The sequence below is a fragment of the Pseudomonas phytophila genome, assembly GCF_025643095.1.
Classification (GTDB): domain Bacteria; phylum Pseudomonadota; class Gammaproteobacteria; order Pseudomonadales; family Pseudomonadaceae; genus Aquipseudomonas; species Aquipseudomonas quasicaspiana.
The window spans coordinates 1,351,407-1,376,665 of the sequence record NZ_CP081201.1 but is presented as its reverse complement, the minus strand read 5'-3'; the positions used below and the strand labels follow the sequence as shown (position 1 = coordinate 1,376,665).

At 57.7% G+C, this 25,259-nt stretch carries 24 protein-coding genes; 12 read left to right on the top strand and 12 right to left on the bottom strand.

The window, feature by feature from the left end; translation table 11 throughout:
* Positions 1 to 104: 104 nt before the first annotated feature.
* A complete protein-coding gene (locus K3169_RS06050; protein ID WP_263270604.1) occupies positions 105 to 1,043 on the bottom strand; it encodes an iron-sulfur-binding ferredoxin reductase in 939 nt (312 codons plus the stop codon).
* Positions 1,036 to 2,154, bottom strand: coding sequence for a sensor domain-containing diguanylate cyclase (locus K3169_RS06045; protein ID WP_231675242.1), 1,119 nt, complete (start codon positions 2,152 to 2,154; stop codon positions 1,036 to 1,038). Before K3169_RS06045 ends, K3169_RS06050 begins: the two co-directional genes overlap by 8 nt.
* 378 nt (positions 2,155 to 2,532) lie before the next feature.
* On the opposite strand from K3169_RS06045, the gene K3169_RS06040 reads away from it, so the two are divergent.
* Complete coding sequence (locus tag K3169_RS06040; RefSeq protein ID WP_122708130.1) at positions 2,533 to 4,056, top strand: fumarate hydratase; 1,524 nt, start codon at positions 2,533 to 2,535, stop codon at positions 4,054 to 4,056.
* A 178-nt stretch (positions 4,057 to 4,234) separates the two neighbouring features.
* Here the strand turns inward: K3169_RS06040 and K3169_RS06035 are convergent, their stop codons facing one another.
* From K3169_RS06035 to K3169_RS06010, 6 genes are all read right to left on the bottom strand, one after another.
* Positions 4,235 to 4,927: an RES family NAD+ phosphorylase gene (locus tag K3169_RS06035; RefSeq protein ID WP_231675231.1), complete on the bottom strand. Its 693-nt coding sequence runs from the start codon at positions 4,925 to 4,927 to the stop codon at positions 4,235 to 4,237.
* Positions 4,921 to 5,325 carry an antitoxin Xre-like helix-turn-helix domain-containing protein gene (locus tag K3169_RS06030; RefSeq protein WP_099270889.1) on the bottom strand — a complete coding sequence of 135 codons (405 nt, stop codon included), beginning with the start codon at positions 5,323 to 5,325 and terminating at the stop codon, positions 4,921 to 4,923. Before K3169_RS06030 ends, K3169_RS06035 begins: the two co-directional genes overlap by 7 nt.
* A 357-nt stretch (positions 5,326 to 5,682) precedes the next feature.
* Positions 5,683 to 6,840, bottom strand: a complete 1,158-nt coding sequence (locus K3169_RS06025) for a phospholipase D-like domain-containing protein (RefSeq protein ID WP_231675230.1) — start codon at positions 6,838 to 6,840, stop codon at positions 5,683 to 5,685.
* A gap of 3 nt (positions 6,841 to 6,843) precedes the next feature.
* Entirely contained in the window at positions 6,844 to 7,425 is a 582-nt protein-coding gene (locus K3169_RS06020; RefSeq protein WP_122708138.1) for a YceI family protein, read from the bottom strand.
* 80 nt (positions 7,426 to 7,505) lie between these two features.
* A complete protein-coding gene (locus K3169_RS06015; RefSeq protein ID WP_231675229.1) occupies positions 7,506 to 7,838 on the bottom strand; it encodes an amidase in 333 nt (110 codons plus the stop codon).
* 130 nt (positions 7,839 to 7,968) lie between these two features.
* A complete protein-coding gene (locus K3169_RS06010) occupies positions 7,969 to 9,024 on the bottom strand; it encodes a serine hydrolase domain-containing protein (RefSeq protein ID WP_263270600.1) in 1,056 nt (351 codons plus the stop codon).
* Between the two features lie 459 nt (positions 9,025 to 9,483).
* Here K3169_RS06010 and olsB point away from each other — a divergent pair, with 459 nt between their 5' ends.
* Positions 9,484 to 10,239 carry an L-ornithine N(alpha)-acyltransferase gene (gene olsB / locus K3169_RS06005; protein ID WP_263270598.1) on the top strand — a complete coding sequence of 252 codons (756 nt, stop codon included), beginning with the start codon at positions 9,484 to 9,486 and terminating at the stop codon, positions 10,237 to 10,239.
* A complete protein-coding gene (locus K3169_RS06000; protein WP_263270596.1) occupies positions 10,239 to 11,078 on the top strand; it encodes a lysophospholipid acyltransferase family protein in 840 nt (279 codons plus the stop codon). Before olsB ends, K3169_RS06000 begins: the two co-directional genes overlap by 1 nt.
* Here the strand turns inward: K3169_RS06000 and K3169_RS05995 are convergent.
* A complete protein-coding gene (locus tag K3169_RS05995) occupies positions 11,039 to 11,635 on the bottom strand; it encodes an ACP phosphodiesterase (RefSeq protein ID WP_231675225.1) in 597 nt (198 codons plus the stop codon). The genes K3169_RS06000 and K3169_RS05995 overlap by 40 nt on opposite strands.
* 160 nt (positions 11,636 to 11,795) lie before the next feature.
* On the opposite strand from K3169_RS05995, the gene K3169_RS05990 reads away from it, so the two are divergent.
* The 3 genes from K3169_RS05990 to K3169_RS05980 all read left to right on the top strand — a co-directional run bounded on the left by K3169_RS05990 (position 11,796) and on the right by K3169_RS05980 (position 14,472).
* Positions 11,796 to 12,110 (top strand): ArsR/SmtB family transcription factor, encoded by a 315-nt coding sequence (locus K3169_RS05990; protein WP_231675224.1) that lies wholly within the window; start codon positions 11,796 to 11,798, stop codon positions 12,108 to 12,110.
* Positions 12,111 to 12,234: 124 nt separating this feature from the next.
* Positions 12,235 to 13,401 (top strand): MFS transporter, encoded by a 1,167-nt coding sequence (locus tag K3169_RS05985; RefSeq protein WP_263270594.1) that lies wholly within the window; start codon positions 12,235 to 12,237, stop codon positions 13,399 to 13,401.
* A gap of 21 nt (positions 13,402 to 13,422) precedes the next feature.
* Positions 13,423 to 14,472, top strand: coding sequence for an alkene reductase (locus K3169_RS05980; protein ID WP_263270592.1), 1,050 nt, complete (start codon positions 13,423 to 13,425; stop codon positions 14,470 to 14,472).
* Between the two features lie 98 nt (positions 14,473 to 14,570).
* Here K3169_RS05980 and K3169_RS05975 read toward each other — a convergent pair whose 3' ends face one another.
* The 3 genes from K3169_RS05975 to K3169_RS05965 form a co-directional block, all read right to left on the bottom strand.
* Positions 14,571 to 15,425, bottom strand: coding sequence for a hypothetical protein (locus K3169_RS05975; protein WP_027900297.1), 855 nt, complete (start codon positions 15,423 to 15,425; stop codon positions 14,571 to 14,573).
* A gap of 78 nt (positions 15,426 to 15,503) precedes the next feature.
* Positions 15,504 to 16,496, bottom strand: coding sequence for an NAD-dependent epimerase/dehydratase family protein (locus K3169_RS05970; protein ID WP_263270591.1), 993 nt, complete (start codon positions 16,494 to 16,496; stop codon positions 15,504 to 15,506).
* A 280-nt stretch (positions 16,497 to 16,776) separates the two neighbouring features.
* Positions 16,777 to 17,676: a LysR family transcriptional regulator ArgP gene (locus K3169_RS05965; protein ID WP_263270589.1), complete on the bottom strand. Its 900-nt coding sequence runs from the start codon at positions 17,674 to 17,676 to the stop codon at positions 16,777 to 16,779.
* A 117-nt stretch (positions 17,677 to 17,793) separates the two neighbouring features.
* On the opposite strand from K3169_RS05965, the gene K3169_RS05960 reads away from it, so the two are divergent.
* From K3169_RS05960 to K3169_RS05935, 6 genes are all read left to right on the top strand, one after another.
* The gene (locus K3169_RS05960; RefSeq protein WP_122394644.1) at positions 17,794 to 18,396 is read left to right on the top strand and encodes a LysE/ArgO family amino acid transporter; all 603 of its coding nucleotides are present in this window, start codon (positions 17,794 to 17,796) and stop codon (positions 18,394 to 18,396) included.
* 465 nt (positions 18,397 to 18,861) lie between these two features.
* Positions 18,862 to 19,443, top strand: coding sequence for a superoxide dismutase (locus K3169_RS05955; RefSeq protein ID WP_027900293.1), 582 nt, complete (start codon positions 18,862 to 18,864; stop codon positions 19,441 to 19,443).
* A gap of 304 nt (positions 19,444 to 19,747) precedes the next feature.
* Positions 19,748 to 21,799 carry a putative bifunctional diguanylate cyclase/phosphodiesterase gene (locus K3169_RS05950; RefSeq protein ID WP_255877998.1) on the top strand — a complete coding sequence of 684 codons (2,052 nt, stop codon included), beginning with the start codon at positions 19,748 to 19,750 and terminating at the stop codon, positions 21,797 to 21,799.
* A gap of 492 nt (positions 21,800 to 22,291) precedes the next feature.
* The gene (locus tag K3169_RS05945; RefSeq protein ID WP_027900291.1) at positions 22,292 to 23,653 is read left to right on the top strand and encodes an imelysin family protein; all 1,362 of its coding nucleotides are present in this window, start codon (positions 22,292 to 22,294) and stop codon (positions 23,651 to 23,653) included.
* Between the two features lie 188 nt (positions 23,654 to 23,841).
* Complete coding sequence (locus tag K3169_RS05940) at positions 23,842 to 24,300, top strand: thiol-disulfide oxidoreductase DCC family protein (protein WP_263270585.1); 459 nt, start codon at positions 23,842 to 23,844, stop codon at positions 24,298 to 24,300.
* Between the two features lie 72 nt (positions 24,301 to 24,372).
* Positions 24,373 to 25,158 carry a hypothetical protein gene (locus tag K3169_RS05935; protein WP_263270584.1) on the top strand — a complete coding sequence of 262 codons (786 nt, stop codon included), beginning with the start codon at positions 24,373 to 24,375 and terminating at the stop codon, positions 25,156 to 25,158.
* The last annotated feature ends 101 nt before the right edge of the window (positions 25,159 to 25,259 follow it).

Below are 25,259 nucleotides of genomic sequence, written 5' to 3'. Positions count from 1 at the left end.
AGCCGGGGCTTTTTTGTGTTTGATGACCGGGAGTGAATAGCAGCGCATTTCTGTAGGAGAGACCCCGGTGTCTATCGCACCGCGCCATCTCGCGTTTGAATGCCTTATTCACGCCCCACAAACACATCCGCCAACACCTGATTACGCGGAATACCCGCCAGATAAAGTCGCTTGGCAAAGGTCTCTACACTTTGTGGGCTGCCGCAGACCAGCGCCATGGTCTTGCGCGACAACATGCGCAAGTCGGCCAGCGTCGCGTCCAGTTCATCAGACGTCACCAGTTGGACCTGAACGCTGCCATGAGTACTTGCCAACTCAGCCAATTCAGTACGCAGGTAATGTTCACTGCCATCGCGCGCCAGATGAATAAGCCTGACAGGTCCCTGATGCTCTTGACGAAGCGCCTCTCGAAGCACGCCCCACAAAGGTCCGAGACCCGTTCCAGCGGCCAACAGTAACAACGGCCGGTCCTGCCAGTCCGGGTCGTATTGCAAAGCACCGCCCCGCAACTCGCCTAGCCCGATGCGCTCATCCACACGCAAATGGCGAGCTACGTCAGCAAAGGCGCCCGCCTGACGACAGTCGATGTGAAACTCCAGAAAGCGATCTTCGCCGGGTATGCTCGCCAGCGAATAAGGCCGCGCGACGCCGCTATCCGTCCACAGCACAAGATGCTGACCAGCCCGATAACGCAACGGCCGTTCTGGCTCCAGACGTAAACGCAGTACCGACGGGCTGAGCCAGTCACATTCTGCGACCCGGGCTGGCACCCCATCACGTTGTGGATCAAATACCTTGACGGTCAAATCCTGCATCACCCGACACTGGCAGGCCAGACGCCAGCCTTGCTGACGCTTGCCCGCATCCAGCGCCTCAGGCAGGGCATCCGCCGGTTCGCCACTAATGCAGCGCACCAGACAGGCATGGCAACTTCCGGCCCGGCAGCTATAGGGGACCCTGACGCCAGCCTGATTGAGGCTGTCGAGTAAATTGCTTCCTGCCTCGACCGTCCAGTGACGCTCGCCTACATGCAGCTCAGGCATCAACGTTTTCCCAACCCGCCACACATCGGTTACGCCCACCACGCTTGGCGCGATAAAGCGCCTGATCTGCGCGGTGTAGCGCTTCATCCAGATTGTCACCCCGTTGCAGCAAGGTCATCCCCACTGACAGGCTGAGATTTGAGCCGGGTAACGCCGCCAGTTCAACACGGCTGAATGACTCCCGCACACGCTCACAACAATCCACCAGTTGTTTTTCGTCACAGAGCGGTATCAACAACACAAATTCCTCTCCACCGTAGCGCGCCAACACATCGCTCTCGCGCAGACAGTCCTGAGCGCGGGCTGCAAAAGCCTGCAACACCTGGTCGCCAGCCGAATGGCCATGGTTATCGTTGATGCGCTTGAAGTGATCAAGGTCAATCAAAGCCAGCCCGTGAGAAGTGTCATCGTTGAGTTGATTCAACTCCCGGGCAGCCATGCGCAAAAAGTAGCGGCGATTATACAGGCCGGTGAGTTCATCGGTTGCAGCCAGTTCCTCAAGCTGAGCCATCATGCCGCGCAAGGTGTCCTGGTGGGCTTGCAAGGCGTAGCGACGCTGACGCATTCGCTGGCGCTGGGCATGCACATAACCGGCAAACAGGCTGAGCCATAACAGCATGACGAACAGGGCACTGATCTGCAGAAGTACGGTGCCCGGTTTCTGCAGGGTTCCGTTGAAAAACTCCCACGCGTTGATGCCTGTGAAGCTCAGCAGTACGAGCAAGGCGCAGCGGGCGAAAACCATGGGCGTGAGCTGAAACAGACCGAACAGAAGGATCGGCGCATAGATAACCAGGAACACACCGCGCGCTTCGCCCAGGCATGACAACAGCCAGGTCAGCCAACACAAGGCCAGCACTACCTGGAATTCAGTCAGGCTTGCATCAGTGAAGCGCTGATTGAATCGGGTGAGGAAAACGATCAGCAAAACCAGTTGGCTGAGCAGCACCGATACACAAGTGATCGCCGCCACATGCAATGGTTGATGCAGCTCTCCAGCGTAAATGGCCAGCCCGCTCAGTAACAAAACCAATACGTAGGTCGCCACCGCCAAACCAAATCGCTTCAGGAAAATGGACTGCGTGGTCGGAGATATTTCCCGTTTGCTCATCGTGCTCAAAAGGATTCCTTCCCGTAGTGGCACCAAGCCCAGAACTTTAGACTCGCGTCAAAAAGTTTCCAGCGACGGGGGATAAATACGTTCAAATAGGTTCAATTGCAACTGACGCGGGGTAGCTCAAGTACACGGATTACACGGCTTGCAGCCTTTACGCATGAAAAATCCCGCAGTAGTAGGGATAAACCAGTCAGCGGTCCAATCCTGGCAAGGCGCAAAACCGATGGATGGACCAGCGAGGTTGCGGGTTATACTGCCGCGCCTTTTTGTCGCAGCCAGCGATGCTGCCGTAGCAATGAGACATCGCAACATGGCAGATGACTCAGACAATATTTTTGAATGTTCCCGTCCTAAACAGAGGAGCGCGCCCACATGACCGTGATCAAGCAAGACGACCTGATTCAGAGCGTCGCCGACGCCCTGCAATTCATTTCCTACTACCATCCGGTGGATTTCATTCAGGCGATGCACGAAGCGTATCTGCGCGAAGAGTCGCCTGCTGCCCGTGACTCCATGGCGCAGATCCTGATCAACTCGCGCATGTGTGCCACCGGCCATCGCCCGATCTGCCAGGACACCGGAATTGTGACCGTGTTTGTGCGCGTCGGTATGGACGTGCGTTGGGATGGGGCCACCATGGGCCTGGACGACATGATCAACGAAGGTGTGCGCCGCGCGTACAACCTGCCGGAAAACGTTCTGCGCGCTTCGATCCTGGCCGACCCGGCCGGTGCTCGCAAAAACACCAAGGACAACACCCCGGCCGTCATCCACTACTCCATCGTTCCGGGTAACACCGTGGAAGTGGACGTGGCTGCCAAAGGCGGTGGTTCGGAAAACAAATCGAAGATGGCGATGCTCAACCCGTCCGACTCGATCGTCGACTGGGTCCTGAAAACCGTTCCAACCATGGGTGCAGGCTGGTGCCCGCCAGGCATGCTCGGCATTGGTATCGGCGGTACTGCCGAGAAAGCCGCCGTCATGGCCAAGGAAGTGTTGATGGAATCCATCGACATCCACGAGCTGAAAAAGCGCGGCCCGTCCAACCGTATCGAAGAGATGCGTCTGGAGCTGTTCGAGAAGGTCAACCAACTGGGCATCGGTGCCCAGGGCCTGGGCGGTCTGACCACCGTGCTCGACGTGAAAATCATGGATTACCCGACTCACGCCGCTTCGCTGCCGGTGTGCATGATTCCTAACTGTGCCGCCACCCGCCACGCGCATTTCGTGCTCGACGGTTCCGGACCTGCATCCCTTGAAGCCCCGCCGCTGGACGCCTACCCGGAAATCGTCTGGGAAGCAGGCCCGTCAGCCCGTCGCGTCAACCTCGACACCCTGACCCCGGAAGACGTGCAAAGCTGGAAGCCGGGCGAAACCGTTCTGCTCAACGGCAAGATGCTCACCGGTCGCGATGCTGCCCACAAGCGCATGGTCGAAATGCTCAACAAGGGCGAAACCCTGCCGGTTGATCTGAAAGGTCGCTTTATCTACTACGTTGGCCCGGTTGATCCGGTGCGCGAAGAAGTGGTTGGCCCGGCTGGCCCGACTACAGCCACGCGGATGGACAAATTTACCCGGCAGATCCTCGATCAGACCGGCTTGTTGGGCATGATCGGCAAATCCGAACGCGGCCCTACCGCTATCGAAGCGATCAAGGACCACAAGGCCGTGTACCTGATGGCGGTCGGCGGTGCTGCTTATCTGGTGGCTCAGGCGATCAAGAAGTCGAAAGTCGTGGCCTTTGCCGAACTGGGCATGGAAGCGATCTACGAGTTCGAAGTCAAAGACATGCCGGTTACCGTTGCAGTCGACAGCAAGGGCGAATCCGTCCACGTCACCGGCCCGCAGATCTGGCAGAAAAAGATCAGCGACAGCCTGGCGGTGGAAGTGCAGTAAGCACGTCGGCCTCAATAAAAAACCTGCAGAGATGCGGGTTTTTTATTAGCGTTCGAGGGCTACTGTAGGAGCTGCCGAAGGCTGCGAAGCATTCATCCTGACACACCGCCATCGCAGCCTTCGGCAGCTCCTACAGGTCCAATGGTTTCTGCGCGACAGCGCGGCGCCATTAACACCTTCAAGCATTCGAAAGCCGACTCACACTGGTGATCTGCCCACTCCAGATCATTTCGTAATGCGCAGTCTGAACAATCGACTTCACATGCCTGGGTGTCATCAATGCCCAGCAATGATTGCCCGGCGAGCGAACCGAGTTGTAGCGCAGCCCTGGGCACCCTGCCCGCTTGGCGGCGTGGCCCAACTGGCGAGCACTGGAATACTCATCAGGATCGTAGATCGGCTCTGAAAGTGACAGCCCGGTAGCATCGCGATTGGCTACTTCATCGAAGGTGCAGAGCAGGCCACGAAACAGAAAACGCTCATAGTTGAGCCCTGCCACTCTCGACCAATAGTGGTTCTGGTGATGACGCACCTCGGCGATGGCGGTTTCCATCACATCGGCCAGATACAGCACCCCGAAAGCCCCTGAACTGAAACGCGAGCCCGCCGGATTCACATGGGTGAACGGCCCTACCGCGTAAGAACAGCCGGGAATGCCAAACGGAATCTCAGCAACCGGGATCAACGCGATGCGCCCGATTTCATTCTGCAATCGTGGATTGGTCATCGCCTGTAGCTGATACAGCCCCTCAAACTCGGCAGCATCGGCAACATCGTCGAACAGATCGATGGGCGGGAATCTGGAATTGACCAACCGATAAGCCCGCTGCTCTTGCTCGGCAAGAAGTGGCAGGCTGTCGAGCGTCACCATTGCGCGCCCCGGAGTGCGTCGACGCGGCGGAAGGTTTCATACAGTGAAACGATGTCGCCCTGAGCCATGATGTCCAAGGGCTTGCGACCGTTGAAAAACTCGTTGTCATTGGCCATGGCCGGGAAGCCGTACACGTTGTCCGGGTTGTCGAAAACCGTGCGCAGTGCCGCATGAATGTTCAGCACGAAGCTGATGCGGTGCATCTGATCCATGTCCAGCCCGACCGACCATTCAGAGCCTGTCTGCTTGGCGCGGGTATACGTGCTGCGGGAGATACGCAGAATCCGACACGCCTGCTCGCTGGACGCATCCCACTTGTCGAGAATGCGCAGCGCGGTGCGCAGACCGGAAACGCATTGTTCTTTGGAAAGAGGCTGGAGTTGTGGGACGGCGGACATGAGAAACACCTTTTGCATCTATAGACTCAAACATTAGCAATAAGACTCTCTAGATGCAAATCGATCTCTACGCCTTACGTCGCTCCCACTGGATCGCATCCAGCCAGCCAGAGGTGTGGCGCAAGTGATTCCCAGAATGGCCACAGCCCTGTGGGAGCCGAGCTTGCTCGCGATGAACGATAAAGCGATATACCTGCCACTGCGCTCGGCTTATCGCGGGCAAGCCCTGCTCCCACAGAACCTGCACAGTCCCGTAGGAGTGGCCTTAGCCGCGAGGCGTCGGGACATTCACTACATATTCCTCGTCAGAAATACCGCTCTCCCGGCTAAAGCCAGTCCTACGGTTTCAGCAACAGCTCAGCCGCGCCGATCCAGCAAGTTCACCACCAACCGATCCACCCACCCCCAAAGCCGCTGTTTGACCCGGCTCCACAATGGCCGGGCTTTCCATTCAGCCAGGGTGATTTGCTTGCTCACCGCAAAGTCTTTTTCGAAGCTGGCGACCACATCCCGCGTCAGTCCAACGTCAAGGGCTTCAAGGTTGGCTTCCAGGTTGAAGCGCAGGTTCCAGTGATCGAAATTGCATGAGCCAATGCTGACCCAGTCATCGATCAGGACCATTTTCAAATGCAGGAAGCACGGCTGGTATTCAAAGATTTTCACGCCCGCACGCAGCAAGCGCGGGTAGTAGCGATGCCCGGCGTAGCGCACTGAAGGGTGATCGGTGCGCGGACCGGTAAGCAGCAGTCGCACATCAATGCCTTGGGCCGCAGCCTTGCGCAATGAGCGGCGAACTTTCCACGTTGGCAGAAAATACGGCGTCGCCAGCCATATGCGTTTGTGACCACTGTTCAGTGCCCGCACCAACGACTGCAGAATGTCGCGGTGCTGGCGGGAATCCGCATAGGCAACACGGCCTAGCCCGTGACCGAAAACAGGAACCTTCGGCAAGCGCGGCAAGCCGAAATTTTCTGCGGGGCGCCAGGCCGTACGACGCGGGTTGGCGTGGAACTGGCGGTCGAACAATGCCTGCCAGTCGATGACCAGCGGACCGGTGATTTCCACCATCACTTCATGCCACTCACTGACGTCCTCGGCAGGCTGCCAGAACTCATCGGTAACGCCGGTGCCGCCGACCACTGCGAGCTTTTTGTCCACCAACAGCAGTTTGCGATGGTCGCGGTAGAAATTACGTATCCCGCGTCGCCAGTTAATGCGGTTGTAGAACCTGAGGATCACGCCCGAATCGGTCAGGCGCGTTCTCAGCCCCAAGGTGAAGGCCTGGGCACCGAAATCATCAAACAGGCAGCGCACGATCACGCCGCGTTGAGCCGCATCGACCAAAGCCCGAACCACCGCCTCGGCACACGCGCCCGCCTCGACCAGATAAAGCTCCAGCTCGACCTGCTGCTGAGCGCCGTCAATCGCGGCAATCATGCGCGGAAAGAACGCTGGGCCGTCGATCAACAACTGGAACTGGTTATTCTCACGCCACGGAAAAATCGCCCCGGCCATACTTCAGCGCGCCGTGAAGATCAAGACGGCACCCACGGGCACCGCGAGGCTGACCGCCGATAACCCGGCCGCATTGCGCAGTGTCGTGAAACCAGGCACCAGATCAAAATCCTGAGCATTGACCACTAAAGGCTCAAGGGTCACGACCTGAAAGCGTCGCTCATCAAGACGCGTGGCGAGCAGTTCAGCCCGGTAACTGTGGGATTTGCCATGCAGTTGCACCACCAGCGGCAGACGCAATTCCAGCTGCGCGCCGGGCGCCAGATCATTGATCGGGCCCAGGTCGAGTTGAGCATTGATTTTCGCTCTGGGAAATTTCGCGACGTTAAAAACCTGCTCACGAATACGCTCATCGCGCAGGGCGATGCCGGTGCTGACTGACTCCAGCTCGACTTCAAGCTCGGCCGCACCTTTACGATCGACTTTGCCGTGCAAGGTCAGAAAGCGATGCACTTCAGCAATGTTGGCGTTTTTAGTGGAGGTGAACGACAGCCGTGAGGATTCGTTGTCCAGATACCAGTTCGCCTGAGCGGGCAACGCTGTCAGCGCCAACAAGGCCAGCAGCAGGCGGGTTGTGATGGGCATGCAAACTCCAGATGCGCATTAAGGGGCAACCGTACCGCCTGTCTGACCGCCGGCGAGCTGCTACGTTCGCATTCGGGCTTTCAAGGCGCTGACGGTAGCAAGCGACAGCCTTGTCGCTCGCCCTGCCAGGTCGCCACATTACTGAGGCCAAGACCTTCGGCAGTTACCCGTTTATTCGCCGCGTCGTCGAGCAAACTGCTCGGTACGTACTGTTTGACGTAACCACGGCAATACTCGGCGGAATTAAGCATGACGTAGCGACAGGAGCAATACTCTTTGGCGGTATAAGCGCTGATGATGCTCGGAAACGCCGCCAATGCGACGCGGTTTTGCCAGACCAGTACGCCTATTACAATCAATATCAATAGCAGCAGGCTGCTGAACGGACGACGACGAATAAAACCTGTGGTCATTGGCCTCCCCCTATTGAAATGCGTTTTCTGTAGCTCACCGAGGTTACGAGCCCAGCGATGACGGAGTGTCAGGTAAGCCGTCATCGCTGGCCTCGTAACCTCGGTGAGCTCCTACAGGTCCTATGCTTAGTTACTGCGCGACGGCGGCTGGCCCCTCTTTGCCAAACGCCGCGATTGCCAACTTGAGCAATTGATCATGGGAATAACTGCCATCCCGGTCATCGGCATAGCGCACGATCACCAGTCCGGCGCTGGGCATCACATACAACGCTTGCCCCCAGTGACCCAGCGCCGCGAAGGTATCAGCGGGTGCATCCGGCCATGGGCCTTTTTGACCACTTTCGGTGCGATTGAGCCACCACTGGCCGCCAGAAACCTCGGCGTCAGGTTGTGGATTGGCGAACGGCGTCAGAACGAAGTCGACCCAGGCTTTGGGCACTAACTGCCGGCTATTCCAGAGCCCGCCGCGTTGCATCAATAAACCGATACGGGCCAGATCCTGTGCGGTCATGTAGGCGTAGGAAGAACCGACAAACGTGCCGCTGGCGTCGGTCTCCCAAACAGCGCTGCGAATTCCCAGCGGCTCGAACAGTGCAGTCCACGGATAGTCCGCGTAGGCCTTTTCCCCGACCATGCCTTTCAGCGCGGCAGAAAGGATGTTGCTGTCGCCACTGGAATACAGGAACGACGTACCCGGTTTGTGGGCACTGCGGTGCTCGGCTGTAAAGCGCGCCATGTCGTCCCGGCCACGGGTGTAAAGCATGGCGACCACCGAAGAATTGAGAGGCGCGTATTCATAGTCCTCCTGCCAATCCAGGCCGGAGGTCCACTGCATCAGATGTTTGATCGTAATATCAGGATGAGCGCGCAACGGCGGATAGAATTTTGCGGCGGAATCATCCAGCGTGAAGCGTCCTTCACCGAAGGCTACGCCCAGCACTGTCGCCATGATGCTTTTGCTGATGGACCACGTGAGGTGTGGCGTTTGGGCAGTGGTCACTCCGGCATAGCGCTCGTACACCACCTCACCGTCACGCAGTACCAATAACGCGTCGGTGCGAATGCCCTCCCGGGTTTGGTCGTTGCGGGTCGGGAATGCGTAACTTTCAAGGGATTTCACTGCCGCCGAGGGTTCAGCATGGGCATTGAAGGCCACAAACAAAAGCACCAGCCAGGCAAGCCGCATCGGGACACACCTCAAAATTGAATCGCCGGACTTTAGCAGGGGGTTGTGACAGATACAGGTAGTGAGAGCCCTGTGGGACCGAATTTATTCGGGAAGGCGGCATCACGCCGGACAGATATGCAGTGAACGCAACGGCCCTTTCGCGAATGAATTCGCTCCCACACAGACTGTGTGAAAACGTAGCGAGCGACGGCAAGACAAGGCAAAAACAGGCGAAAAAGCGGAGTCTAGGTGTTCTAAATGAGCATTTTTCGCCTGTTTTTAACGCAGTATTGCCGAGCGCAGTAGTTTTCACACAGTCTGCACAGGAAATACAGCGTTCCCTCAAACAGCGTCACACAACCATCACCAAACCTTCATGGTCATGACATCGCCTCTCCTTAGCCTGAGTTTGTACAGCAGCGCCAGGCCATTACAGCCAACGCCCGCACTTGCAGGGCAGGCTAACGGAGACTTCGCATGACTCAGATCGCCCGCATTCGCGACACAGCATCCGACCGCCGCCTTCAGGCAGAACGCCTGACCGGCAGCAACGCCTTGCAGGAAGCACAGGCCCTGCGCTTCAGTGTGTTCAGTGGTGAATTCAATGCAAAACTCAAAGGCGCTGACCAAGGCCTGGATATGGACGATTACGATGTGCACTGCTCGCACATCGGCGTACGGGATCTGAACACTGGCAAGCTGGTCGCCACGACACGCCTGCTGGATCACAAGGCTGCCAACACCATCGGCCGCTTCTACAGCGAAGAAGAATTTGCCCTGCATGGCCTTGGCCATCTGCAAGGTCCGATCCTTGAACTGGGTCGTACCTGCGTTGACCCGGAGTACCGCAACGGCGGCACCATTGCCGTGCTGTGGAGCGAGTTGGCCGAGATCCTCAACGAAGGTGCCTACAGCTACCTGATGGGTTGCGCGAGCATCCCGATGCAGGATGGCGGCATTCAGGCCCACGCGATCATGCAGCGCTTGCGCGAGCGTTATCTGTGCAACCAGAACCTGCGCGCCGAGCCGAAAAACCCGCTGCCAGCCCTGGATCTGCCCAACAACGTGATCTGCGAAATGCCGCCGTTGCTTAAAGCCTACATGCGCCTGGGTGCGAAGATCTGCGGCGAACCGTGCTGGGACGAAGACTTCCAGGTCGCCGATGTCTTCATCCTGCTCAAACGTGACGATCTGTGCCCGCGTTACGCCCGCCACTTTAAGGCAGCAGTGTAATGAGCCGCTTGCGTGGCTACGCCCGAGTCGCACGGGTGCTGCTGGTGATTGCGCTGGGGCTGACCATTGCTGGCACGTTCGCCTGCATGGAGCGTATGAAGATCGGCAATTCAATGGCCCGGCGCCAGCGCTGGAGCCGATGGTTCATGGCGCGCCTGACCGCTGCCCTGCCGTTTCGCGTAACCGTCAGCGGCGAGCTGCCGCGTCAGCCGATGCTGTGGGTGAGCAATCACGTGTCCTGGACCGACATTCCGCTGCTGGGCATGTTGGCCCCGCTGTCATTTCTGTCCAAGGCTGAAGTACGCACCTGGCCAGTCGCTGGTTGGTTGGCCCTGAAAGCGGGCACGCTGTTCATCCGTCGCGGTTCGGGTGACAGCAAGCTGATCCAGAAGCAGATGGGCAATCACTTGCAGCGGAATAATGCGCTGGTGATTTTCCCGGAAGGCACCACCACTGACGGTACTGGCCTGCGTACATTTCATGGTCGCCTGATGTCGAGTGCGATTGATAGTGGGGTGTTGCTGCAACCAGTGGCGATTCACTATTCACGCAACGGCCAGCCAGACCCTATCGCGCCCTTCATCGGCGACGACGATTTGCTATCGCACTTGCGTCGACTGTTCGCCAACGAACAAGGCGACGTGCATATCCAGTTGCTGACGCCGATTGCCACCGAAGGCAAGGAACGCGCCGCGCTGGCTTATGAAGCGCAGCAAGCGGTGCAGATCGCTCTGTTTGGCGAGCCACCTGTGGTTGCCGAGCCTTTGGTTACCAAAAGCGACGAAGCAGTATCAGAAGTTCAGACTGCCGAGAGCCCGCGCTCGGCCAGGGCGGCCTGAGAGAAGTCCTGCAAGATCGGATAGAACTCGGCAAAGTCCGCGCTCAAGGGTTGGTAGAGGTCGCGCAATTCCTGCATGGCACCTGCCAACCCTTGCGGTCGTGACAAACGTCGGGAAATCCCCGCCAGTACCTGCTCCAGCACCGCAAACTCCTGATAGGAACCCAGCCAGTCGTGAGCGGCCATGTGCGGCGCGATCCTGGCCAGTCGTTCGGGCAACTCCGGCTCGGCAGCCAGCACGCCGTACACCTTGCGCGTGAACGCAGCCAGCGGCACATCCGCGTAATGCGCCCAGTCCCGGGCCAGGCAATGATCGAAAAACACGTCCAGCACGATGCCCGCGTAACGCCTTCGCTCGGACGGAAAGCGCGCAATCGCTTGCTTGATCAGAGGGTGACTGTCGGTGAATGCATCAATGCTGCGATGCAACTGGATCGCCTGCGCCAGATCATCGGGAAAGCGCCCGGCCACAGGCCCTTTGACGAAATCGCCATACAGACTGCCGAGGAGTTGCGCCGGACGTTGGCCGCCAAGGTGCAAGTGTGCGAGATAGTTCATGGCGCAAGCCTACGCCGAATTACGCCTCCCGCCTATATCGATATAACCCGATATAGCGTTTCTGACTATTCTCAGCAGAAAATCATATTTGTATATCGCGAAATACAAATATAAAGTTCGCTCCATCGCGATATAGCGTTAAACCCATATTGAGAACGACATGCCTATCGACCTCGACGAAATAATAAAAGCCCTGGCCCACCCTGTTCGCCGGGAGATTCTTGTCTGGCTGAAGGACCCGCTCAGTTGCTTTCCGGACCAGACCCACTCGACGGAAAACGGCGTTTGCGCGGGCCAGATCGACCAGCGCGCCGGGCTCTCGCAGTCCACGGTTTCGGCCCACCTGGCAACCCTGCAACGCGCTGGCCTGATCACCAGCAAAAAGGTAGGGCAATGGAGCTTTTTCAAGCGTAACGAAGAGGTGATTGCGGCCTTCGTCGAAGCGCTGGAGCTGGAGCTGGGTCCGCCGTCTTGAAATAGGAAAATTCCCCGTAGGAGCTGCCGAAGGCTGCGAAATCTTTCTTCCTGAAACACCGGGAATCGCAGCCTTCGGCAGCTCCTACAGGATTAACGAAACCTTTATCAACAGGAGACGCCCAGTGCCTCTTTCACTGTTTATTCTGGCGCTCAGCGCCTTCGCTATCGGGACGACCGAGTTCGTCATCATGGGTTTGCTGCCCGAAGTCGCTGCCGACCTGGGGGTTTCCATCCCCGGTGCTGGCTGGCTGGTAACCGGCTATGCGCTGGGCGTCGCGATCGGTGCGCCGTTCATGGCGATGGCCACTGCCAGGCTTCCGCGCAAGGCTGCGCTGGTCACGCTGATGGGCATCTTTATCGTTGGTAATCTGCTGTGTGCCATCGCCGCCGATTACAACGTATTGATGCTTGCCCGTGTGGTCACAGCGCTGTGCCACGGTGCGTTTTTTGGTATCGGTTCGGTTGTTGCTGCGGGCCTGGTGCCTGCCAATCGTCGCGCTTCGGCCGTTGCGTTGATGTTCACTGGTCTGACCCTGGCCAACGTGCTGGGCGTGCCGCTGGGCACTGCGCTGGGCCAATACGCTGGCTGGCGCTCGACCTTCTGGGCCGTCACCGTCATCGGTGTGATTGCATTGATTGGCCTGATGCGCTTCCTGCCCACCAACCGCGAAGAGCTCAAGCTCGACATGCGCGCTGAACTCGCCTCGCTCAAAGGCGCAGGCATCTGGCTGTCGTTGAGCATGACCGCGCTGTTCTCGGCTTCGATGTTCACCCTGTTCACTTACGTCGCCCCGCTGCTGGGCGAAGTGACCGGTGTTTCGCCAAACGGCATTACCTGGACGCTGCTGTTGATTGGCTTGGGCCTGACTGTAGGCAACGTGATCGGCGGCAAGCTGGCTGATCGTCGTCTGGCCGCGACGCTGATTGGAGTGTTCATTGCCATGGCTGTGATCTCCACTGCCCTGAGCTGGACCAGCGTCGCGCTGATCCCGACCGAAATCACCCTGTTCCTCTGGGCCACCGCCGCGTTCGCTGCCGTACCTGCCTTGCAGATCAACGTCGTGACCTTCGGCAAGGCCGCGCCAAACCTGGTGTCGACCCTGAACATCGGTGCCTTCAACGTCGGCAACGCACTGGGCGCATGGGTCGGCGGCAGCGTTATTGCCCATGGCCTGGGCCTGACCAGCGTGCCGTTGGCGGCTGGAGCACTGGCGATACTCGCGCTGATCGTGACCCTGATTACTTTTCGCCAGGGCGGCAACGCCGATCTGGCCCCTGCTATCAACTGATCAATTCAAGAGGTTTCACGCATGACTACTATCTTTGACCCGATCACCATGGGCGATCTGCAGCTCGCCAACCGCATCGTCATGGCGCCGTTGACCCGCTGCCGCGCCGATGAGGGCCGTGTGCCGAACGCGATGATGGCCGAGTATTACGTGCAACGTGCGTCAGCCGGTCTGATCATCAGCGAAGCTACTTCAGTCACGCCAATGGGCGTCGGCTACCCGGATACTCCGGGCATCTGGTCCACCGACCAGGTCCGTGGCTGGAGCAATATCACCAAGGCTGTTCACGGTGCAGGCGGCAAGATCGTTCTGCAACTGTGGCATGTGGGGCGTATTTCCCACCCTTCGTATCTGAACGGTGAAACCCCGGTGGCACCAAGCGCTATCAAACCAGAAGGCCATGTCAGCCTGGTTCGTCCGCTGTCTGACTACGTCACACCTCGTGCGCTGGAACTGGAAGAAATCGCTGACGTGGTAGAGGCCTATCGCACCGGCGCAGAAAACGCCAAGGCCGCTGGCTTTGACGGCGTGGAAATCCATGGTGCCAACGGTTACCTGCTGGATCAGTTCCTGCAAAGCAGCACCAACCAGCGTACCGATCAATACGGCGGCTCTCTGGAAAACCGTGCGCGTCTGATGCTGGAAGTGGTCGATGCAGCGATTGATGTCTGGGGCGCGGGCCGTGTCGGCCTGCATCTGGCACCGCGTGCCGACTCCCATGACATGGGCGACGACAATCTGGCCGAAACTTTCGGCTACGTTGCGGCAGAAATGGGTAAACGTGGCATTGCGTTCATTTGCTCCCGCGAGCATGAGGCTGGCGACAGCATTGGTCCGCAATTGAAAAAGGCTTTCGGCGGTGCGTACATTGCCAACGAGAAATTCACCAAGGACAGCGCCAATGCCTGGCTGGCCAATGGTTCAGCCGATGCGGTGGCCTTCGGTGTTCCGTTCATTGCCAACCCTGACCTGCCGGCACGTTTGAAGCAAGATGCGCCGCTGAACACTTCGCACCCGGAAACCTTCTACGGCAAAGGGCCAGTGGGTTATATCGATTACCCGGCGTTGTAATACATCTGCAGGAGGCAACTTGTTGGCGTGGCTTTGGACCTGAACACTGAGGAAGATCGCCTCGCGAACAAGTTCGCTCCTACCGGGGGATATAACTATTAACGACGCGCATTCACCTGCTGGGACAGGTTCTGAATCTGGCTCTGCAGGGTGTTGATGTTGCGGGTCATCTGCGCACGGAAGGCATCAAACTCAGCAGTGTTGCTGCTGGCCGCCGCTGGAGCCGGACGGTTTTCCTGTTCGCTTTTGAGCACGATCAAATCCTGCTCGAGACGCTCGATGGTTGCTGTCGGGTTGCCCTGCTTCTTCAGTGCGGCAACATCGGCGCTGAGGCTTTTCAGTTGGGTATCGACTTGATCGAGATTACCCTGAGCCGCTTTATGATCCGGAATCGAAGCCTTCACTGCGGCCAGCTCAGTGGTGACGGTTTTGAGCTGTTCCTGCAGTTGCGTATTGCTCGTCTGCAGCTGGGTCGCCTGCGTCGTGATCTGTTCCAGACGTTGCTGCAACTGGCTCTGCTGCCCGGTTGTGCCTTCCTGCTGTTTGTCCTGGTCAGCCAACTGGTCCTCGATAAGCTTGATGCGCTGCTTGAGCGCCTCTCCGTCCACCGCCACTGATTCAGTCGCAACCACTTTGCCGGAGATGTCCTGCAAACGGCCAGCGGCTTCTTCGCTGATGCGTGCAAAGCTTTCCTGAGTGGCCACCAGTTGCTGCTCCATCAGGGATATCTGCTGAAAGCTCCACCAGCCCAACCCGCAGAACGCAATGAACAACGCACCCACCAAGGCCCAAAGCGGTCCGGTGCTCGGTCCTTTGACTTTCACCACAGGCGTATCCCGGGAATACACCGTTGTGCGTTTGCGTGCCGCCGTGGTCGGCGCGAAATCGTCGTCATCGTCCTTGGCGCTGAGATTCGGAACGTCATCGACGTCGTCATAAGGATCGTTACGCATGAGTAACCCTGTGTAGAACCGTGATGAAAACTGCTTGAAGTTCGCGAGTATAACCGCTGAGGCCGCAGCCTAAAGCGCTCACCTGCTTTGTTGCGTTTGCCACCAGTCGCAAAACTCATCCAGTGCCGCCCACAGGCTGACTTGCGGGTCGTAGTCCAGATAATGCCGGGCGCGGCTGATATCCAGGGTGAAATCCTTGCTCATGACCTGCATCCCCAAGCGCGACAAGGTTGGCTCCGGGCGGCCCGGCCACAGCATGCACGCAGCCTCGTTGACCGCGGCTGCCGAATAGGCCAGGCCACTGGATCGATACCGCGTGACCTGTGGCAGCTGCATGCGGCGCATCACATAGTTCACGGCATCCCACAGCGGCACAGGCGTCCCGTTACTGATGTTGTAGGCCTTGCCCAACGCCGACCTGTCGGCCAGCAAACTGCTGATCAGGGCCTGATTGAGGTTGTGCACACTGGTGAAATCCACCTTGTTCAAACCGTTGCCGACAATCGACAGACGCTTCTTGCGTTGCATGTGCAGCAGCCGCGGGAAGATGCTGGTGTCGCCTGCTCCGGTTACGAAACGCGGTCGCAGGGCGATCACTTCCAGTCCGAACTCTTCCGCGCCAAACACCTTCTGCTCAGCCAGATATTTGCTGGCGGCGTAGTGGTTGTTGAAGCGTTTGGGCACCTGTTCTTCTTTGAGGTCCAGATGCGAGTGGCCATCGAAGTAGATTGAAGGCGACGACAAATGGACCAGCCTTCTGACCCTTTGTTTCAGACAGGCCTCAACGATGTTCTCAGTGACTTGCACGTTGCCCTGCAAGAAGTCCTGCTTGCGGCCCCAGACGCCCACTGAACCGGCACAATGCACGACAGCTTCAACGTCGTCACACAGCACGCGAACCAGATCAGGATTGATCAAGTCACCCTGGATAAATTCAGCACCGCGCTTGACCAGATGCGCGACACCTTCGGCACGTCGGCCATTGACCCGCACGCTAAAGCCCTGCTCGAGGGCGAACCGCGCAAAGCGCCCGCCGATAAAGCCGCTTGCGCCGGTGACCAGAATCTTCATTTACCGCTCCGTTAGATATTTTTTTGCTTGCTTCAAAACACAGGTCTTGTCTGACTTGATCGAGATCACATGCGGGAGATTCTATGTTGGCCTGCAAACACAAATCCGTGGGAGCGAATTCATTCGCGAAGGGGCCGGTACATCCGCAGTTGATGTATCGCTTGAAATGCCGCCTTCCCGAATGAAGTGAAGCGCCACCCCGGTCGGTCCCACAGGCTCATCATGAACCTGAAGCCTTACACAAGCCTCGCTCCCACAGGAACGCATTCCAACCTGAAAATCACTTCAGCCCCAACGGCACCAGCCACTGCCCCGCCTGCTGCGCCAGATGCTCCGTCAATCGGGTCAACAATTGACCGCCATTGCGCCAATGATGCCAGTACAGCGGCACATCCACCGGTTTGTCTTCAGCAAACTCCACCAGCAAGCCGCGCTGCAGTTGTTCGCGTACCTGTATTTCCGGGACCAGCCCCCAGGCCACTCCGGCTTCGGTCATGCGTAAAAAACCTTCGGACGATGGGCACACATGATGCTCGAACCCGCCCTCGATCCCTAGTGAAGCCAGATAACGATGCTGCAAAAAATCATCCGGGCCGAATACCAGCGCTGGAACACGGGCAAGTTTTTTCGCCTCGAAACCTTCCGGAAAGTGGCGCGCGATGAATGCCGGACTGGCGAGGCCACGGTACCGCATCGCACCCAATAACAGACTGCGGGCACCGGCAACAGGGCGTTCGCTGGCGCACAAACAGGCCGCGACATCGCCTGCCCGCATGCGCTTGAGGCCCACGTCCTGGTCTTCGACAACCAGATCCAGCAACAGATTGTTCTGCGCGCAGAAGTCGCCAATCGCATCGGCCCACCATGTCGCCAGACTGTCGGCATTCAGTGCGATGCGCAGGCGCTCCGGCATGCCTTCTTCGTCCAAGGCGGGCACCTGGCTTTGCAGATCACGCTCCAGCAACCGCACTTGCTGCACATGGTTGAGCAGGCGACGACCAATGTCAGTCGGGCTCGGCGGTGTGGCGCGAACCAGAACCGGCTGCCCCACCCGCGCCTCCAGCAACTTGATCCGCTGGGACACTGCTGACTGGGACAAACCCAATACCTGCGCGGCACGCTCGAAGCCTGCCTGTTCAATCACGGCTGCCAGCGCTGAAAGCAGTTTGTAGTCGAACATCAGTTTCCCTAATGAGCGATCAGTAATATTGGTTTTTCTTATACAGGTTTGCCACTCACAATCGCCATACAAACCTGCCGGACAGGCAGATTATTCAGTGCGTGGAGCATATTTTTCATGTGGCAAAGTTATCTCAACGGCCTGCTGGTGGCGGGCGGTTTGATCATGGCGATCGGTACTCAGAATGCTTTTGTTCTAGCGCAGAGTCTGCGTCGCGAACATCATTTGCCGGTAGCAATGGTATGCATCGTCTGTGATGCGATCCTGATTGCCGCCGGCGTATTTGGCCTGGCCAACCTGCTGGCGCAAAACCCGACACTGCTGGCGGTTGCTCGCTGGGGCGGCGTCGTGTTTTTGCTTTGGTACGGCAGCCTTGCGTTGCGCCGGGCCTGCTCCAGTCAGAGCCTGGAAAAGAGTGAAGTTGTTGGCCTGCGCTCGCGTCGGGCGGTTCTGCTCAGCGCCCTGGCAGTGACCCTGCTCAACCCCCATGTTTATCTCGATACGGTGTTGCTGGTCGGCTCCCTTGGCGCTCAGCAAAGTGTGCCAGAGGCTTATGTGGTGGGCGCAGCCAGTGCGTCACTGTTGTGGTTCAGCACCCTGGCGCTCGGCGCAGCATGGCTGGCCCCCTGGCTGGCGCGCCCGGCCACCTGGCGACTGCTGGACCTGATGGTCGCAGTGATGATGTTCAGCGTTGCCCTTCAATTGATCAGGGCTGCGTAAATCCATAACGCTAAATGCAAAACCCTGTGGGAGCAGAGCTTGCTCGCGATACATGAGACGCAGCCTCAAGGCACACAGCGTTATCGTTTATCGCGGGCAAGCACCGCCAACAGGCTCTACGCATTCAAGTGGGACCGAATTTATTCGGGAAAGCGGTAGGTCAGGCAGCACATAAGCTTCGATGTACCGGCCTCTTCGCGAATGAATTCGCTCCCACCGGGATCAACGCTTGCAGGCCAACATAGAATCCCTCACGCACCAGGGCCTTGTATCAGCTCGCATTTCCTTTCGGTAAATCCTCTGGAACCTCTATCCCACACAGTTGTTGCGTGGTTAACGGGCAGACCCGGTGCTATGATCCTGACCCTGCGCCGCAAAGAGTACAAACTCGCCGGTGCATGTTCTGTCTGGCCGCCCGTGATCGGCCTTGCGCTCACCGCAACTGACCTGATTAGGAGATAAACCATGGCTTTTGAATTGCCGCCGCTGCCGTACGCCAAAGATGCTCTGGTACCGCACATTTCCGCAGAGACACTGGAATATCACCACGACAAGCACCACAACACCTACGTGGTGAACCTGAACAACCTGGTGCCAGGCACCGAGTTCGAAGGCAAAACCCTGGAAGAAATCATCAAGACTTCTTCGGGTGGCATCTTCAACAACGCCGCTCAAGTCTGGAACCACACGTTCTACTGGGAATGCCTGGCACCAAACGCTGGCGGCGAACCTACTGGCGCACTGGCTGACGCTATCAACGCGGCTTTCGGCTCATTCGACAAGTTCAAAGAAGAATTCAGCAAAACCTCTATCGGCACCTTCGGTTCCGGCTGGGGCTGGTTGGTGAAAAAACCTGACGGTTCCCTGGCTCTGGCCAGCACCATCGGCGCAGGCAACCCAATGACCAGCGGCGACACCCCGCTGCTGACCTGCGATGTATGGGAACACGCCTACTACATCGACTACCGCAACCTGCGTCCAAAGTATGTTGAAGCATTCTGGAACCTGGTTAACTGGGACTTCGTAGCGAAGCAATTCGCTGCCTGATTTCAGATCCAGTCAAAAAACCCGGCATTGCCGGGTTTTTTTTCATCCATGAAATGTGCTTAATGTCTTGTCAGCCGACGATAGCGGACTAATATCATCCGCTGGGGTTTTTACAATTCTGTTCAAGTTTCAAAGGTTTTTGTCCGACACAGTGAGAATGCCTGACTTTATGATGAGGTCGGGATGGAGCAAGAGAGCAGGTGAAGAGGAGAGGAATCGCCGTTTAGCGATCTCGCTCTGGTTCCACTGTTTTTTGACGGTTGCAAAGGCTTGACGCACCCGGCACGGATTAAGGAATAGCCATTTGAAGCTGGAACTCAAAAACAGCCTGTCAGTAAAGCTTCTGCGCGTGGTGCTGCTCTCGGCACTGGTCGTAGGCGTTGTGTTGAGTTGTGCGCAGATCGTCTACGACGCGTACAAGACTCGCCAGGCCGTAGCGAGCGATGCAGAAAGGATCCTGGACATGTTCCGTGACCCGTCGACTCAGGCCGTATACAGCCTGGACCGGGAAATGGGCATGCAGGTCATTGAAGGTCTGTTTCAGGACAATGCGGTGCGGCTGGCATCCATTGGCCATCCGAATGAAACCTTGCTCGCTGAAAAAGAGCGCCCCCTGAAAGCCACTTCAACGCGCTGGCTGACCGACCTGATTCTTGGCAAGGAGCGCAGCTTCACTACTCAACTGGTCGGCCGCAGCCCTTACAGCGAGTACTACGGCGACCTGCGCATCACGATGGACACAGCCACCTATGGCGAAGGTTTCATCATCAATGCCGTGATTATTTTCATCTCCGGGGTGCTACGCGCATTGGCGATGGGCCTGGTGTTGTATCTGGTCTATCACTGGCTGCTGACCAAGCCGCTGTCGCGCATCATCGAACACCTGACTAACATCAACCCCGATCGCCCAAGCGAACACCAGCTTCCGCTGCTCAAGGGCCACGAGAAAAACGAACTGGGCATTTGGGTCAATACGGCCAACCAGTTGCTGGCTTCCATCGAACGCAATACGCACTTGCGCCACGAAGCTGAAATCAGCCTGCTGCGCATGGCTCAGTATGACTTCCTCACCGGCCTGCCCAACCGCCAGCAACTGCAACAGCAACTGGACAAGATTCTGGTGGATGCCGGACGTCTTCAACGCCGGGTTGCTGTGTTGTGCGTCGGGCTGGATGACTTCAAGAGCATCAACGAACAATTCAGCTACCAGACTGGCGACCAATTGTTGCTGGCGCTGGCAGACCGGTTGCGGGGCCACAGCGGTCGGCTTGGCGCGCTGGCGCGGCTGGGCGGCGACCAGTTCGCCATGGTGCAGGCTGATATTGAGCAGCCTTATGAAGCCGCAGAGCTGGCACAGAACATCCTTGATGATCTGGAAGCGCCGTTTGCCCTCGGTGACCAGGAAATTCGTCTGCGCGCCACCATCGGCATCACGCTCTTCCCGGAAGACGGTGACAGCACTGAAAAGCTGCTGCAGAAAGCCGAACAGACCATGACGCTGGCCAAGTCGCGCTCGCGCAACCGATATCAGTTTTATATCGCCAGCGTCGACTGCGAAATGCGTCGCCGCCGGGAGCTGGAAAAAGACCTGCGCGACGCCCTGCCCCGCAACCAGCTGTTTCTGGTCTATCAGCCGCAGATCAGCTATCGCGAGAATCGCGTGGTGGGCGTCGAGGCCCTGATCCGTTGGCAGCACCCGGAACACGGCCTGGTGCCGCCAGACCAATTCATTCCGCTGGCAGAACAGAACGGCTCCATCATTACGATTGGTGAATGGGTGCTTGACCAGGCTTGCCGCCAATTGCGCGAATGGCACGATCAGGGATTCACTGACTTGCGCATGGCGGTCAACCTTTCGACCGTCCAGTTGCACCACACCGAACTGCCACGGGTGGTCAACAACCTGATGCAGATCTACCGCCTGCCGCCACGCAGCCTGGAACTGGAAGTCACCGAAACCGGCTTGATGGAAGACATCACCACCGCCGCGCAGCATCTGCTCAGCCTGCGCCGCTCCGGTGCGCTGATCGCTATTGATGACTTCGGGACCGGCTATTCGTCCCTGAGTTATCTCAAGAGTCTGCCGCTGGACAAGATCAAGATCGACAAAAGCTTCGTGCAAGACCTGATCGATGATGATGACGACGCAACCATCGTGCGCGCCATTATCCAGCTGGGGAAAAGTCTGGGTATGCAGGTGATCGCCGAGGGCGTGGAGACCACCGAGCAGGAGGCCTACATCATTTCCGAAGGCTGCCATGAAGGTCAGGGCTACCTGTACAGCAAGCCGCTACCGGCTCGGGAGTTGCTGGCTTATTTGAGACAGGCACAACGCATCAATGTGGAAGTTTCATAAGGCTGCAGAGTATCGCCATCTGTGGGAGCCGGGCTTGCCCGCGACAAGAACAATCTGATTTATCTCGCGCACCGCATTGCCTGCATCGCGAGCAAGCTCTGCTCCTATCAAACATCACTCCAATAATGGATTTGAAACGCGGACCTTGTAGGAGCTAACTTGTTGGCGAAGCGGAATTTCTGACGATGCGGGTCCGACGTCTCGCCAACAAGTTGGCTCCTACAGGGTCATCCGTTTGCTTAGCGACAGCGCGGTGTCAGGGATACAGGGCTTAGCTCCCACGGAGCGCGAAGTAGCCGCCCTTACCAAGAAGCAATGTCAACGAACCTCGATGAGTCAACCTTGAAACTGACACTCTTTGTTACAACCCTACCCCAACTCATCTTTCCTCAAAGGCAATAGGCCTTTACACCGAATGCAAATCTTTCGCATTATGTTGCAGCTTTTTTTGGGCGCCTGGCGCCTTGAACCCTCTAGACGCAGGATTCCGTCATGATTCGTATGCCATTGGCAACCGCTAGTCTGCTGGCCATCGCTATTTCTCTCGCCGGCTGTGGCGATGAGAAAAAAGCTGCAGCACCAGCCACCGCTTCCGCGCCGGCACCAGCGCCTGCTGCTGCACCAGCGCCTGAGGCGACTGCTTCGGCACCGGCTGCTGCACAATCCAGTGACGCCGCTGCCAAGGCCGTAGTCGCCAACTACAGCAACATGGTTTACGCCGCGTTCAGCGATGCTGAATCGAGTGCCAAAACGCTGCAGACTGCGATCAAGGACTTCCTCGCCACCCCGAACGACAAGACCCTCAAGGCTGCGCGCGACGCCTGGGTTGCCGCTCGTGTGCCGTACATGCAGACCGAAGTATTCCGCTTCGGCAACACGATCATCGACGACTGGGAAGGTCAGGTTAACGCCTGGCCCCTGGATGAGGGCCTGATCGACTACGTCGCCAAGGACTACCAACACGCGCTGGGCAACCCGGGTGCAACCGCCAACATCATCGCCAACACCGAAGTTCAGGTCGGCGAAGACAAGGTCGACGTGAAAGAAATCACGCCTGAGAAACTGGCCAGCCTGAACGAGCTGGGCGGCTCCGAAGCCAACGTTGCAACCGGCTACCACGCCATCGAATTCCTGCTGTGGGGCCAGGACCTGCACGGTAACGAAGCGGGCGCTGGCGAGCGTCCAGCCTCTGATTACATCGAAGGCGCAGGCGGTACCGGCGGTCATAACGATCGTCGTCGCGCTTACCTGACCGCAGTGACTGACCTGCTGGTCAGCGATCTGGAAGAAATGGTCAATAACTGGAAGCCGGGCGTTGCCGACAACTATCGCGCCAGCCTGGAAGCCGAAAGCGGCGAAAGCGGCCTGCGTAAAATGCTCTTCGGCATGGGCAGCCTGTCCCTTGGCGAACTGGCTGGCGAGCGCATGAAAGTTGCGCTGGAAGCCAACTCCAGCGAAGACGAGCACGACTGCTTCAGCGACAACACCCACAACTCGCACTTCTACAACGGTAAAGGCATCCGCAACGTTTACCTGGGCGAATACACCCGTACAGACGGCACCAAGGTCAGCGGTCCAAGCCTGTCTTCCCTGGTAGCCAAAGCCGATCCAGCCGCCGACGCGACCCTGCGCGCCGACCTGGACGCCACTCAGGCAAAACTGCAAGTCCTCGTCGATCAAGCCAACAAAGGTCAGCACTTCGACCAGTTGATCGCTGCGGGCAACACCGAAGGCAACCAGATCGTTCGCGACGCCATCGCCGCCCTGGTCAAGCAGACCGGTGCCATCGAGCAAGCCGCTGGCAAGCTCGGCATCACCGACCTGAACCCGGACAACGCCGATCACGAGTTCTGATCAACGAGCTCTGAGCGTTTGTTTCTGAACGCTTGAAACGGGTGAATGAAATGCCAGTTGGCTTTGCTGACTGGCATTTTTTTTGGCTGTTAATTATCTCTGAAGCTGGAGCGGGATACTGAAGTGCCCATTGTCGGCCTGGAGGTTTGGGAATACTGTGTGGAAAACCGATACAGGGCCCCCCATCAATGTACGAGACAACAAAGTGGCCACTGACGCTCTATTTTGACGGTGAATGCCCACTCTGCGCTCGAGAAATCAAAATTCTGCGTTCGCGTGCTGCACCGGATCGGCTTCGTTTTGTCGATATCAGTGATGAAGCTTTTGATACCGACTCTGTGGAATTCACGCTTGCGCAAATGGATTCGTCGTTGCACGCCAGGTTTGACGACGGAACATGGGTCACTGGCCTTGACGCTACGCTCTGGAGCTGGCGAGCAGCGGGCCTGGGTGCATGGGCTGCACCGTTATCATGGCGGTTCGCCAGGCCGATGTTTAACATTGCTTATCGTCTCTTTTGCCGCTGGCGGCCGCATTTAGCGTGGCTGCCTCATCCTGATGGCGGCGCCCGTTGCCGGGGAAAAATTTGTGCAGTTCCGGAAACCGACCGTGCGACGCACGACCGGTCACCGCCTGATCAACGTTAGTCGTTTCAGCTCCCGGATGAGTGGCCGATAGACAGAGGTGAACCTGGATTTTTCAAGATATGGAGATCAGATTTGGTCAGCTCAATCAATACCAGTACTCCCTCGAACCAGAACATCAAGGTGTCCGGCACTCAAGTCAGCCAAACCCTGTCAGTGCCCTCAACGGCGACCGACTCGCTGGCGAGCACGGTCGGAACTACAAACGATACGAGCTCACTGTCCTCACTGGCGCGCCAGTTGAGTGAAGCCTCTGCTCGTGCAGAAGCCAGAGACAAAAGTCTCAGCCGCAAAGAACTGGGTGAGAAAGCCGGACAACTGACAGAGCAACTGGTTGGCAGCAGCTACGACGCCAATAAAGCGCGGCACAATGCGGAAACTCCTGACAGCGACGATCCAGATCGTCTGGAGCGCGCAAAAAGCGCGACCCAATTCCTCAATGGCAGCGGAAAAAACCCGTTCGCCGGCATGTCACAAGAACAGCTTTCTGTCATCGCCTATGACGAAAGTAGTGATTTCACCGTCAACGAAAAAAAATCAGCCTGGCTGGAGTCTTACCGTCAGGAGCGAGTATGGCGCCAGCAAGTCGTGGCCCAAGGAAGCGCGGAGTACAGCGCGACAGGCAAGCTGACTGATTTTTACACCTCGGTTCTTGATCACTACAAAGGGCTGCCCGCCATTGAGCAGTCGCAATACCCCAGCGACTATGAAACCAGGCTTCAGGACTGGATAGACCAGGACTTCAACTACAAAACCAACACGGCTGAAGGTAATACGGATGCCCAAAGTTTTCTGGACAAAGTCCTAAATCCTGAAAGCGATATCTTTACCGGCCAAGGCACCTCAGGCACTCAGTCCTGAAAGCCATTGTTGCCCCTTCCGCGACGTTCAAACCAGATGAAAGTCTGAATAATTTTCGATAATTTCCGCCCGGACCAAGCCTCAATCGGAGAAAAGAGCAG

Bases quoted from the DNA above. Each gene is read 5' to 3' on its own strand.
- K3169_RS06045 (WP_231675242.1), bottom strand. From the start codon at position 2,154: ATGAGCAAACGGGAAATATCTCCGACCACGCAGTCCATTTTCCTGAAG.
- K3169_RS06015 (WP_231675229.1), bottom strand. From the start codon at position 7,838: ATGACCACAGGTTTTATTCGTCGTCGTCCGTTCAGCAGCCTGCTGCTA.
- K3169_RS06040 (WP_122708130.1), top strand. From the start codon at position 2,533: ATGACCGTGATCAAGCAAGACGACCTGATTCAGAGCGTCGCCGACGCC.
- K3169_RS05965 (WP_263270589.1), bottom strand. From the start codon at position 17,676: ATGTTCGACTACAAACTGCTTTCAGCGCTGGCAGCCGTGATTGAACAG.
- olsB (WP_263270598.1), top strand. From the start codon at position 9,484: ATGACTCAGATCGCCCGCATTCGCGACACAGCATCCGACCGCCGCCTT.
- K3169_RS05955 (WP_027900293.1), top strand. From the start codon at position 18,862: ATGGCTTTTGAATTGCCGCCGCTGCCGTACGCCAAAGATGCTCTGGTA.
- K3169_RS06010 (WP_263270600.1), bottom strand. From the start codon at position 9,024: ATGCGGCTTGCCTGGCTGGTGCTTTTGTTTGTGGCCTTCAATGCCCAT.
- K3169_RS06000 (WP_263270596.1), top strand. From the start codon at position 10,239: ATGAGCCGCTTGCGTGGCTACGCCCGAGTCGCACGGGTGCTGCTGGTG.
- K3169_RS06030 (WP_099270889.1), bottom strand. From the start codon at position 5,325: ATGTCCGCCGTCCCACAACTCCAGCCTCTTTCCAAAGAACAATGCGTT.
- K3169_RS05975 (WP_027900297.1), bottom strand. From the start codon at position 15,425: ATGCGTAACGATCCTTATGACGACGTCGATGACGTTCCGAATCTCAGC.
- K3169_RS05945 (WP_027900291.1), top strand. From the start codon at position 22,292: ATGATTCGTATGCCATTGGCAACCGCTAGTCTGCTGGCCATCGCTATT.
- K3169_RS06035 (WP_231675231.1), bottom strand. From the start codon at position 4,927: ATGGTGACGCTCGACAGCCTGCCACTTCTTGCCGAGCAAGAGCAGCGG.
- K3169_RS06050 (WP_263270604.1), bottom strand. From the start codon at position 1,043: ATGCCTGAGCTGCATGTAGGCGAGCGTCACTGGACGGTCGAGGCAGGA.
- K3169_RS06025 (WP_231675230.1), bottom strand. From the start codon at position 6,840: ATGGCCGGGGCGATTTTTCCGTGGCGTGAGAATAACCAGTTCCAGTTG.
- K3169_RS05970 (WP_263270591.1), bottom strand. From the start codon at position 16,496: ATGAAGATTCTGGTCACCGGCGCAAGCGGCTTTATCGGCGGGCGCTTT.
- K3169_RS05990 (WP_231675224.1), top strand. From the start codon at position 11,796: ATGCCTATCGACCTCGACGAAATAATAAAAGCCCTGGCCCACCCTGTT.
- K3169_RS05960 (WP_122394644.1), top strand. From the start codon at position 17,794: ATGTGGCAAAGTTATCTCAACGGCCTGCTGGTGGCGGGCGGTTTGATC.
- K3169_RS05980 (WP_263270592.1), top strand. From the start codon at position 13,423: ATGACTACTATCTTTGACCCGATCACCATGGGCGATCTGCAGCTCGCC.
- K3169_RS06020 (WP_122708138.1), bottom strand. From the start codon at position 7,425: ATGCCCATCACAACCCGCCTGCTGCTGGCCTTGTTGGCGCTGACAGCG.
- K3169_RS05940 (WP_263270585.1), top strand. From the start codon at position 23,842: ATGTACGAGACAACAAAGTGGCCACTGACGCTCTATTTTGACGGTGAA.
- K3169_RS05995 (WP_231675225.1), bottom strand. From the start codon at position 11,635: ATGAACTATCTCGCACACTTGCACCTTGGCGGCCAACGTCCGGCGCAA.